The sequence below is a fragment of the Arthrobacter sp. Hiyo1 genome (genome assembly GCF_001263615.2).
Taxonomy (GTDB): Bacteria; Actinomycetota; Actinomycetes; order Actinomycetales; family Micrococcaceae; genus Arthrobacter.
Genome location: NZ_DF952469.1, coordinates 487416 through 497813 on the forward strand (window position 1 = coordinate 487416; position 10398 = coordinate 497813).

Here is a 10398-nt window from a genome sequence, read left to right on the forward strand (position 1 = left end):
CTTCGGCGTCGCCGTCGTGGGCGCCTTGGTACCAGCGCTGCTCACCGCCCGCATCCGCCCCATCGAAGTCCTCCGAGGAGAATAGCCATGATTGAAGTCAAAGACCTGGTCCGCCAGTTCAAGTCCGGCGACCGCACCATCAAGCCCGTCAACGGCGTGAGCTTCGAGCTCGAAAAGGGCACCCTCGCCTCGATCGTGGGAAAGAGCGGAAGCGGCAAGAGCACCCTGCTCTCCCTGCTCGGTGCCCTCGACAAGCCCACCAGCGGGGACGTCGTCGTGGACGGAGTCAGCCTGGCCGGGCTCCCCGCCGGCAAACTCACCGAATACAGGCGCCGGGACATCGGGTTCGTTTTCCAGCAGTTCAACCTCATCCCCAACCTTTCCGCAGTGGATAACGTGATGCTGCCCATGGAGTTCGCCGGAATGCGGAAGGCTGCCCGCTTGGAGCGGGCCAGGTCCCTCCTGGAGCAGGTGCAGCTGGATCCGGAGAAACAGTCCCGCCGCATCAACAAGCTCTCGGGCGGCGAGCAGCAGCGCGTTGCCATTGCCCGGGCGCTGGCCAACGAGCCCAAGCTCATCCTGGCCGACGAGCCCACCGGCAACCTGGATGAGCAGACCGGTGAGCACATCATCGAACTGCTCAGTTCCTTGAGCCGGGACCATAACACCACCATTCTGGTGGTGACGCACGACCGAAGCCTGGCTCAGAAGACCGAGCGCCGCTTCAGGTTGCAGCAGGGCAAACTGAGCGAGGAAGCCGTTCGTCCGCGGGTCGCCGCCGGGGCCTGATCGCCTCTTCAGTGCTACAGACGGAGGGCCGGGAATCGCAAGGTTCCCGGCCCGTTGGCCCGAATGCGTCCTGTAAACGCGGCTTGTGCAATGAGAGGATTGGCCGCATGAGTCTGCATATCGCCAAACCGTGGTTGTTCAGCCAGCCGAACCAGGATCCCCGCGCGGCCACTGGCAAGGCCTTGAACTGGGGCATCATCGCCACGGGAGGAATCGCCAAGACCGTGAGCGGCGACCTCGCCCAGCTCGAGGACGCAAACCTCCATGCAGTGAGTTCACGGCGCCAGGAATCCGCGGATGCCTTTGCCGCCGCGCAGGGGGTCACGAAGTCCTATGGCGACGACGGCGGTGTACCCGGCTACCAGCGGCTGCTAGCCGATGACGCCGTCGATGTCGTCTACGTGGCCACCCCGCATGCCCAGCACTTCGAGATCGTCAGGGATGCCCTCAACGCCGGGAAACACGTCCTGTGCGAGAAATCTTTGACCATTAACGGCCGTGAAGCGGCGGAGCTCGTCGCTCTGGCCCGGGAACGGAAACTGTTCCTCATGGAAGCCGTGTGGAGTCGATTCCTGCCCAGCATGCAGAGGGCATTCGCCATTGCCGCGTCCGGCGAGCTGGGCGACATCAAGTGGGTCAGCGCCGACCTTGGATTCCCTGCCCCTTACGATCCCACCGCCCGCATTTGGGCCCCGGCGGACGGCGGTGGAGCCCTTTTGGACCTCACGGTGTACGCCCTGCTGTGGCCCTTGGGCACCCTCGGTTTCCCGCAGTCTGTCAGCGCAATCGGCACTTTGACGGACGACGGCGTCGACTCCCAGAATGCGCTCACGCTGGGTTACGACGGCGGTGCTATCGCCCAGCTGACATCCTCGTTGCTGGCCCATGGGCCGCGCTCGGCATCCGTTGCAGGCTCCAAGGGCTTCCTCCAGACGCAGGGGTCCATTAACAATCCGCGCGAGCTGCTGATTCGAACGGGCTGGGATGAACCCCGGACCGAACGTTTTGACGCGGTCGGGATCGGCTACACCTACGAACTGCGTGAGGTTACCCGCTGTGTCCAGCAAGGACTGACCGAAAGTCCCGTGATGCCCTTGGACGATTCGCTGAACACAATGCGCCTCTTCGACGGGGTGCGATCCCAGCTCGGAGTCCGATACGCCAACGACGCCCGCTGAACTGAATGGGCGAATCCGCCCTCCAACGTCTGGACTAGTTAACTAGTGAGGCCTAGGATGGGAGCGATCGTCGATCCAAGCTGACGCTGGGGGGTGTCGAGATGGAAGCTGAGCAAAGTAAGTCGCGCGTTCTTCATGTTCTCCGCTCCGTCATGCTTGCCGGCGCGGGGGCCGTTGTTTGGATCGCCCTCTCTTCCACGGCAGCCAGCGCTGATTCCGGAAACACCAACAACCACACCCTTCTGGGCGGCGCGAGCTCTGCGGTGTCAAACGTCGTGCACAATACGCCAAAGGGGCTTTCCGGAACTGTCAGCAACGCGGTTGCGGCAAGTGTCGCGTCCGTGCCGGCCCCGGCCGTGGCATCCGTTCCAGTCCCCGAGGTCCGGCTACCCGCGGTACAGGTGCCCCCTGTGGTGGTCAACGAGCTTCCGCAGCTGACTGCGAGCGTCGATCAACTTCTGGCCAACACGCCCATGGTGAGCACAGTCCTCCCTGATGGCGCAGTTAGCGCCGCGACTGCAAGCCTCGTATCGCCGGCAGCGCGCGCGGTTGACGGGGTCGGGTCAGGCGTTGGTTCCTTGGTTGGCAGCCTTCCGGTCACTGTCCCGGACGTAACCGTCCCTTCAATCCACATCCCCGATGCCGCCGGAATCGGCGAAGCCCTTGAAGCGGGACCCGCTGTTGCAGGGCCCGCTGGCAGTGTCCCCTCAACGTCGGCTCAGGACGTCGCGACCCCGTTGCTCAGCCTCGCTGGCTCCAGTGGCCTTCCGGGCCTGATGGCAACGCCTTCGAAGTCGACAGTCCGGGCTAGCGGTTCAAACGAACCTTCAGCGCCCTCCGATGGGACATTCCCGCCCGGTGCGCCAAGCGGCAGCGACACCGTAAGCGGCTCTGCGGTCCTTTCCAGCAATCCCTCGGGAGCTTCTGCCGCTTGGCTCCAAGGCACCAAGCTGTTTTACCCCTTGGCTGGGACCATCGTGTCCACAGCTGCTGCCGGCAGAGTTCCGGCTCCGGTGTCGTTTGACCCGGGTTCATCCCCTGACTAGTTCCGCGCCCCGCCGCTTTCCCGGAAGCCAATTCCGGACCGCGGCAAATGGCCAATCCAGGCGCTCCAATGCGCCTTTCGGAACTACTCGTTCAGGAGAACAACATAATGCACAGCATGATTCGCAAGGGGCTGCTTGGCACCCTCTTTGCCGGCGGGTTAATAGCCCTCGGCGCAACTGCCGCGAACGCGGCAGACACCACTACAAGTGCGCTGGGCAATGCCTCAGGCACCCAAGTCGTTGCACCGGTGTCCATTCCGGTGAACGTCGGGTCGACGTCGCTCTCAATCCTTTCGGGCGCCGCGACCACCGCCCCTGCACTCGCCCCGGTTCCGGCCCCGGCGACCAATTCCGGCGGAGCAGCCGTCCCGTCCGGAACCCAGGTGGTGGCTCCGATATCGGTCCCTGTTAATATCGGAGCCACCTCACTGGCAGTTCTGAGCAACTCCGCCCCTGGAACAGCCTCTGGCACCCAGGCGACGGCTCCCGTCAGCGGGCCTGTCACCGCTCCAGTCACCGTGGGTGACACCTCGGTCAACGTCCTCAGCACGACACCGACTGGCGCCACCGGAGGCACTGGCGTCGCGGTCGGTGAACGGACTGGCCTCCTTGGGTGACACCTCGGCGAGCCTACTCGGCACCGCGTCGACGGGCACCAATGGAGGCGTCGGATCGCTCTTGAGTGCAGGACTGACGGCACCCTTGGGTCTGCCGAACACTGTCGGCACCGCATCGGTGGGTTTGGGATTGCCCTCTATCAGCCAACCCGTTGTCACCCTGCCCGCCGTCACCCTGCCGGTCGTGAACCTGCCCGTCGTGAACGGGCCGGTCGGATCTCAGGGCTTCGTCGATCCGGCTGCAGCCGCTCCTTCGGTTGAGACACCGGCGGCCCTTGCATCCGGAACTGCAGCACAAGCCAATGCGGCCTCTGTAACTGCAGCGGGTGCTGTTGGGACCGGAACGGCTGTTCTCGCAAGCACCGGCTTCAATGGCCTGTGGTTGTTGTTCGCGGCAGCGCTGCTGTTGCTTGGCCTCATCGTGATGGTGGGCAGCCGGAAGATCCGGGCAACAATTCCCGCATAGTCACCGGCTCGGGCTTCTCCACCGCATTGGATGTAGCCCGCTTGCAGCTCCTCCGCAGGGCAAACAGCCCCGCGGAGGAGCTCACGCGTGAACATAGGGACTTCTGACCCTTAACCCTTAAGGTGCGTACGCCGTCGCGTCATGTGTCAGAGCTGCTGCCGGGGCATAGACCGGTGGAAACAGCTCGGAGGCATCGCGCCGCAGGTAGTCGCGTTCGCCGTAGGCGTCCACCATCTGTCCAAAGAGCTGCTGACCCTCAGCGCGCAGTCCATCCAGGTCGATGCCTGGGAGCGAGCCGTCAACAACCACGGGGCGCCCGCAACGTACGTGTCGGTGACATTGCGTGCCGAACCGTTGAGGATGAGCGTGCGCAATGGATCTTCCACGACTCCGTCACGGAAGTCCTCCAGTGAGGCGACCATAATGTCGGCTTGGGCGCCCGGACACAGGCGCCCCAGGTCGTCGCGACCCAGTGCCCTGGCACCGCCCAGGGTGGCAGCGTCGAAGAACGCCGAGACCGTACCGGCGTCCCGGCGGCCCTCTGCGATGCGGGCCAGGTGCGTGCCGACGTCGATGCCCTTGATCAGGTCCGGTGGGAATGAATCCGTTCCCAGGCACATGTTGACCCCGGCGGCTGCGAAGGCGTCAAAGGATTTGAGCATGCCTGAGTAGTGGAACGACGTCAGGGGGCAGTGAATGATGCTGACGTCATGCCGGGCCAGCACATCCAACGGCCCGCCTTCTGCGCTGGAGGACGGGTCGGTGCCGTCGATGACAATCCCGTGCGGGATGAGGAGCCGCGTGTCCAGCAGGCCTGAATCCGCAAGCTGCTCAAGGACTGTACGCCCCGTGAGCTTGACGAGGAAACCGTCTTCATTGGTCCCCTGGAGGCAATGGAGGCGGACCAGCGCGTTGCGTTCGGTGGCCAGTTCGGCAGTCCGGCGCATCAGTTCGTCCGAGAGTGTCTCGATCCGGCATGGCAGCAGGACACCGGTAAGCAACGGGTGTCCTAGCTCGTCGGCGTAGTCGAGGAACCGTGCGGCGTCGGCGAACCCTGTGCGTCCCTCCTCCTCGTCGAAAAGGATCACGCGCTGGCCGTCGTGGTCAGTGACGTTGATCCCCGAACGGTACGCGGAGCCCAGGAAGCCGCGCAGGCCGAGCTCGATGCTGGACTGCGCCATCCTTTGAGTTCCTCGAAGGTTTCCGCCCAGGAGCTGTGGATCTCCGAGGCAATCGGCATGTAGGTGGTCACGCCGTGCAAGGCCAGCTGCGCCAGCGCAAACTTGCGTACGCTCTGGCGCTGCGCCGCGGTGAAGACATCGCGGCGGCGGTTATGGAAGTAGTCTTCGGACCATTGCAAGCCCGGAGCGATTTCCTCGGTGGGCCAGGAGTCGAAGATCATGTGATCAATGTCCGTCAAGGCGTCGAGATCGATGAGGCCAGGGGAGATGAGGCTCTGTCCAAAGTCCCGGCGTTCGTCAACGGGACCGGCGTAGTCGGTACCCACGTAGATGATCTCGTCATCCCTCATCACCACGTGCCCATCCGTGTGCATGACGTGCCCGGTCCCGTCATAGCCAAGGACGTACCGGGCAGAAAGCTGAGTGATCATAAACCCTCCAAATTTGGTATCCCAAGGTCAAAAAGCTGCAGACCGAGTCCGGCATCGGACGATCGCGCGAATGCCCTAGGTTTGGGGAATCCGAGCAGCTTTTGTGACATGTCTTGCATTGCGATGTGATCCACCTTACCATCCTTGGTATACCAAATGGCATGGATGTATCCGTCCCTCGCCACTGCAGCACACGAAGGGTGCACAACAATGAAGAACCAATCCACAACCACTCCGGAGGTGGATACGCCCGTAGTCAACGTCGATCACGGACGGGCCCGCCTCTTCACCCCGACCGCACGGCAATGGGGATCGATGATCCTGCTGTCCACAGCCGTCTGCGCCGTCGCCATCTTGGCCGGAACACACAAGATTCCCCTGGGCAACGCCGCTATCGTGCTCATGCCCGTCTTGTGGGCGGTGCTGATGGGCGCCGTCATTGGCGTCCAGAAGGTGCGCCCCATGTCCGGCCAAAGCCGTGCCGTGGCCTCGGTACTGCTCAACGTCAGCATCGTCATGTTCCTCGGGGCCCTCGGCACCCAGGTGGGACCTTCTTTCGCCAAGCTGACCTCCCTCGGCCCGGCCATCCTGCTCCAGGAAGTCGGCCACATCTTCGGAACCGTCATCATTGCCCTGCCGGTCGGCGTCGCGCTGGGCATGGGCCGCACGGCCATCGGGGCCACCTGGGCAATTGACCGGGAATCCTATTTGGCCTACGCACTGCAGCGTTTCGGCGTGAAGTCCCCGGTCTACCGCGGCGTGTTCTCCGTGTGGCTGCTGGGCAGTGTATTCGGCGCCGTCTTCATCTCCCTACTGGCCGGCTTGCTCGGCGGAATGGGCATCTTCGACCCGCTTGCACTCGCGTTAGGCCTGGGCCTCGGCTCGGGATCCATGATGCTTGGCGGCGTCGCGGCCCTGTCCATCCTGTATCCCGGGCAAGCACCGGAGATCATGGCGCTTGCAGCCCTGTCGAACCTGGTGACGAACCTTGTGGGCTTCTACGCCGGAGCCTTCCTTTCGTTGCCGATGTCTTTGCGGCTCTACAAGTTCTGGTCGCGCCTCTTCCGCCGCGATGACGAAGGCAAGCGCCTTGACCGCAACGGGAACCCCGTTGCCGCGAAGCTGCGCCGGCCACAGGACCGATCCAAAGTGGACGTTTCAGCCGTGCTCCAGGACCCCGAAGTGCGCACGAAGCCCTCAACGTGGATTATCGCTTTCGGTGCAAGCATCGCCGCGGGCGTGGTCCTCAACGCCTTGGGCACCAAGTCCACCAGTATCAACGACGTCATTGGCGTGGTGATCCTTGGCCTCCTTACCGCGCTGGCATTCGTACTGGCCAAGTACGTTCCCGCCGTGCCGTCGAGCGTATGGGTCCTTGCGCTCGCCACGTTGGCAACAGCTCCGATTCTGCCTTTCAGCGGCTTGATCGTCTCCTTCACCCACAACCTTGACCCGCTCTACGTGGGCCTTGGCTCGATCGCCCTGCTCGGCATGAACGTTGGACGCGACATCAACGCGCTGAAGACACTCAACTGGCGCACGGTCATTGTGGCGACCATCACGTTCTCCGCAAGTTTCATAGCGGCCGCGGCACTTGCACAATTCGTCATCCACATCTGAGGGCTGACGCCGGACGACTGACGCCGAACAAGGGCGGTGGAATGGACTCTTTCGTCCATTCCACCGCCCTCTCGTGTCTCCGCCCGCCCTCGGCGGCGCCCACGGGTGATGTTCGACGCATCGCGGTTCCTTGATCCCCGGAGCCGCGCGACATACCGAGTCAGATGAACGGCTGAAGGACTCCAGACCATCTATGGCTTGCTAAGATCTAAAGGCTCAACCGGTCCCCCGGAGAGCCCCCATCAACTGGCCCGGAAACGGACGCGCCCCTTCGCGCCCGATACTGGCCCCTGCCCGACCCCAGGAGACCCCTGCTCTCATGACCGCATTGGCCGAACCGGACTATTTCGAGGTCCACGACGAGGATTACCGCACCGAACTGGACTCGCGGTACGAGGAAGGTTTCGGGCGCGGCCCCGAGCTCGACGACGACTACGGCACCGGCTACGACGAACTCGACAAGCTCTTCGATGGTCTGTTTGACGACGAGGATGATGACCTGGACGCCCCGGCCAAGGCCGAAAAGAAGGTTCCGGCCAAGAAGGAGGCTCCGAAGGCTGCTGCCGCAAAGACGGCCACGCCGAAGAAGGCGCCCACAAATTCGGTGCCCAAGGCCAGCCCGGTCACTACCCGCAGGGTGGTCCCTGCGGCCGCTCCCGTCGTCGAACCCGCCGCCGAACCGGTCGCCACCGTCGTCGAACCCGCCGTCGTCGAACCCGCAAGCTCCGAAGCGGCTCCCGCGGAAGAATCGGTGACTCCCGCGGTTCCGGACAGCCCTTTCTTCGCCCCGCACATCGCTCCGGTCAACCAGCATGTGGAGTTCCTCCGCAAGCTCCGCCCTGGCTTCGAAGTCCCCTACGTGGATCCGATGCACTCGGTGGAGGATTGCCGGATTGTCAGCCTGTTCTCCAACACCAGCGAGGCCTCCCCACGGGGCGTTGTGTGGGCCGGAGACGACGCAGCCGCCACCCGGCTGCTGGGTCTGCAGTTCCAGCTCGGCCTGCGCCCGGAATGGATGATGCCGTGGAACACCCACCGTGGTTTACTCCGGGCGAGGCGAACGGAAAACTGACCCCCGAGCAGGTCAGTGCCGGGCTCAAGCCGCTCATCGCGTTCCTCAAACTCGTCCCGCGCGCATCGGCGATCGTCGCGCACGGAACGGAAGCCAACCGCCTGGCGCAGATGCTCCTCAAGACTGACAACCAGCTGATCTGGCGCCGCGGCCTGAAGGTCTACAAGGCCCGTTCGCTGCACGGGCGCGCCTTCGCCGGTTCCAAGGAACGCCAGACCGAATGGCTAATCGAAATGGGCCGCTCCTACGCGGACGCCATGGCCCGCGCGGGTCTCCAGTCGGGTCGGCGCTAGGAGCCTAGCGCCGCGATTTCCGGGCAGGCTTCCCGGCAAACAGTCTCCGGTCCAGCGAAACCGCCCCGGAACCGATGAAGCGAACGCCAACGCCAACGCGATATACAGGATGAGCAGTTCGGCGTTGATTCCGGGGCTATCGCTCAACAACGGTTTGCCCGATTCGGTGACAAACCAGATCCCTGCATACATGAGGGCCGCCAGGAAGCCAGCCACCCGCGTCAGGGCGCCGAGCACCAAAAGTGCGCCCAGCCCGGTTTCACCCCAGATGACCAGCCAGGAAATCAGCTCCGCTTTTTGAACACCCATCGCGGCGATGGTTGCCTCAAACGCAGGCTGCCCCGCGAGCAGCTTCTGGACTCCGTGCACCAGCAAAAGGCCGCCGAACACGATCCTTAGAAACGCGATGCCGCGCGAAGACGAGGTCTGCGAAGGAAGGAGGAATTTCACCCGATCCAATCTTCCATGCCGAGGGCACAGCTCAAAACAGCCGCTCCGTCCGCGGCAGAATGGAAACCGCAGCGGACCTCGGTGGGAGGGCCGCAGGACAGGATGGATGAAGCCGGGATGGATGTTGACGTCGTCGTAGTCGGCGGAGGCGCGATGGGATCAGCTGCGGCCTGGCAGCTCGCACTCAAGGGGCGATCGGTGGTTCTCCTTGAGCAGTTTGAGGAGGGGCACCATGTAGGGGCTTCCCATGGTGCGACGCGCAACTTCAACACGGCCTACGCAGAGGGTGACTACCTCGCCTTGGTCAGCGAAGCGAGGAACCTCTGGGACAGGCTCGCGGAGGAAACCGAAACGCAGTTGTTGGATCTTGTGGGTCTGGCCAACCACGGAAATGTTGCCCGGCTCCGGGAAGTTCGGACCGCGCACGCGGAGCGGGGCATCGCAAGCCAGTTCATCTCCGCCAAGGAGGCGTCAGAGCGTTGGCGGGGCATGGTGTTCCGAAGCGATGTCCTCTTCGTGCCGGAATCGGGCCGGTCCGGGCGGCCGAGGCCCTCAAGGCGCTGCGCACATCGGCCGAGGCACACGGTGCCCGCTTCGAGTATTCGACCCTGTTCGCGAGATCCGCGTGCTCGGCGAGGATCGCGCCGTCGTCGTGACCGATTCAATGGAAATCACGGCGCGCCGGATTGTCATCGCGGCGGGCGCCTGGACCAGCAAGCTTGTCGGGACGCAAGTCCCACTCCCCCGTTTGGTGGTCACCCAAGAGCAACCTGCCCATTTCACGCCCATCGATGATTCCCAGTCCTGGCCGAGCTTCAACCACGCGCCGGACCCGGGAGATCCCCGTGACGACTATTGGTACAGCCCCGTCTATGGGATGCTCACTCCAGGCGAGGGGGTCAAGGCGGGGTGGCATGGCGTAGGGCCTGTCACCGATCCGGATGCCCGCACATTCGAACCCGAGCCGGTTCAGCTGGAGGCCCTCCGCCGCTACGCTCGTGAGTGGCTGCCCGGGGTCGACGCCGAATCGGCGGTTCCCATCAGCTGCACTTACACGAGCACGGCCAACGAAGATTTCCTGCTCGACCGTTTTGGACCGCTGGTGGTCGGCGCGGGGTTCTCAGGCCACGGATTCAAGTTCACCCCGGCTATTGGCCGCGTACTTGCCGATCTTGTCGACGGGATTGACGCGCCGCGCCGCTTCCGCCGCGCTTAAATGCAACTAGCTCGCAGTTGTGTTCGTCGTTCGTAAGCT

The 10398-nt window shown here is 63.9% G+C and carries 9 protein-coding genes and 2 pseudogenes; 8 read left to right on the plus strand and 3 right to left on the minus strand.

All coding sequences use genetic code 11. The features are described from left to right. Positions 1 to 87 precede the first annotated feature (87 nt). The 5 genes from AHiyo1_RS06640 to AHiyo1_RS06660 all read left to right on the plus strand — a co-directional run bounded on the left by AHiyo1_RS06640 (position 88) and on the right by AHiyo1_RS06660 (position 4096). Positions 88 to 789 carry an ABC transporter ATP-binding protein gene (locus AHiyo1_RS06640; protein WP_059388016.1) on the plus strand — a complete coding sequence of 234 codons (702 nt, stop codon included), beginning with the start codon at positions 88 to 90 and terminating at the stop codon, positions 787 to 789. A 107-nt stretch (positions 790 to 896) separates the two neighbouring features. Next, positions 897 to 1967: a Gfo/Idh/MocA family protein gene (locus AHiyo1_RS06645; protein ID WP_059388017.1), complete on the plus strand. Its 1071-nt coding sequence runs from the start codon at positions 897 to 899 to the stop codon at positions 1965 to 1967. Positions 1968 to 2068: 101 nt separating this feature from the next. Continuing rightward, the gene (locus tag AHiyo1_RS06650; protein ID WP_059388018.1) at positions 2069 to 3013 is read left to right on the plus strand and encodes a hypothetical protein; all 945 of its coding nucleotides are present in this window, start codon (positions 2069 to 2071) and stop codon (positions 3011 to 3013) included. Positions 3014 to 3120: 107 nt separating this feature from the next. Next, a complete protein-coding gene (locus tag AHiyo1_RS06655; protein ID WP_059388019.1) occupies positions 3121 to 3630 on the plus strand; it encodes a hypothetical protein in 510 nt (169 codons plus the stop codon). Between the two features lie 61 nt (positions 3631 to 3691). Then, entirely contained in the window at positions 3692 to 4096 is a 405-nt protein-coding gene (locus AHiyo1_RS06660) for a hypothetical protein (protein ID WP_172465514.1), read from the plus strand. Between the two features lie 146 nt (positions 4097 to 4242). Here the strand turns inward: AHiyo1_RS06660 and AHiyo1_RS06665 are convergent, their stop codons facing one another. Both AHiyo1_RS06665 and AHiyo1_RS26300 read right to left on the minus strand, forming a co-directional pair. Continuing rightward, the gene (locus AHiyo1_RS06665; protein ID WP_253257185.1) at positions 4243 to 5277 is read right to left on the minus strand and encodes an amidohydrolase family protein; all 1035 of its coding nucleotides are present in this window, start codon (positions 5275 to 5277) and stop codon (positions 4243 to 4245) included. Continuing rightward, complete coding sequence (locus AHiyo1_RS26300) at positions 5181 to 5708, minus strand: hypothetical protein (RefSeq protein WP_253257186.1); 528 nt, start codon at positions 5706 to 5708, stop codon at positions 5181 to 5183. Before AHiyo1_RS26300 ends, AHiyo1_RS06665 begins: the two co-directional genes overlap by 97 nt. 210 nt (positions 5709 to 5918) lie before the next feature. On the opposite strand from AHiyo1_RS26300, the gene AHiyo1_RS06670 reads away from it, so the two are divergent. Together AHiyo1_RS06670 and AHiyo1_RS06675 are read left to right on the plus strand one after the other, a co-directional pair. Beyond that, complete coding sequence (locus AHiyo1_RS06670; RefSeq protein ID WP_253257187.1) at positions 5919 to 7328, plus strand: DUF3100 domain-containing protein; 1410 nt, start codon at positions 5919 to 5921, stop codon at positions 7326 to 7328. Between the two features lie 868 nt (positions 7329 to 8196). After that, positions 8197 to 8693, plus strand: a pseudogene (locus tag AHiyo1_RS06675) (uracil-DNA glycosylase). Here the strand turns inward: AHiyo1_RS06675 and AHiyo1_RS06680 are convergent. Beyond that, positions 8625 to 9143 carry a DoxX family protein gene (locus tag AHiyo1_RS06680; protein ID WP_253257188.1) on the minus strand — a complete coding sequence of 173 codons (519 nt, stop codon included), beginning with the start codon at positions 9141 to 9143 and terminating at the stop codon, positions 8625 to 8627. The pseudogene AHiyo1_RS06675 and the gene AHiyo1_RS06680 overlap by 69 nt on opposite strands. Positions 9144 to 9260: 117 nt before the next feature. Between AHiyo1_RS06680 and AHiyo1_RS06685 the strand changes: the two are divergent. Continuing rightward, positions 9261 to 10359: pseudogene (locus tag AHiyo1_RS06685) on the plus strand (FAD-dependent oxidoreductase). The last annotated feature ends 39 nt before the right edge of the window (positions 10360 to 10398 follow it).

Excerpts from the sequence above, each read along its gene's own strand:
- AHiyo1_RS06650 (WP_059388018.1), top strand. The coding sequence starts at position 2,069 with ATGGAAGCTGAGCAAAGTAAGTCGCGCGTTCTTCATGTTCTCCGCTCC.
- AHiyo1_RS06645 (WP_059388017.1), top strand. The coding sequence starts at position 897 with ATGAGTCTGCATATCGCCAAACCGTGGTTGTTCAGCCAGCCGAACCAG.
- AHiyo1_RS06640 (WP_059388016.1), top strand. The coding sequence starts at position 88 with ATGATTGAAGTCAAAGACCTGGTCCGCCAGTTCAAGTCCGGCGACCGC.
- AHiyo1_RS06665 (WP_253257185.1), bottom strand. The coding sequence starts at position 5,277 with ATGGCGCAGTCCAGCATCGAGCTCGGCCTGCGCGGCTTCCTGGGCTCC.
- AHiyo1_RS26300 (WP_253257186.1), bottom strand. The coding sequence starts at position 5,708 with ATGATCACTCAGCTTTCTGCCCGGTACGTCCTTGGCTATGACGGGACC.
- AHiyo1_RS06670 (WP_253257187.1), top strand. The coding sequence starts at position 5,919 with ATGAAGAACCAATCCACAACCACTCCGGAGGTGGATACGCCCGTAGTC.
- AHiyo1_RS06655 (WP_059388019.1), top strand. The coding sequence starts at position 3,121 with ATGCACAGCATGATTCGCAAGGGGCTGCTTGGCACCCTCTTTGCCGGC.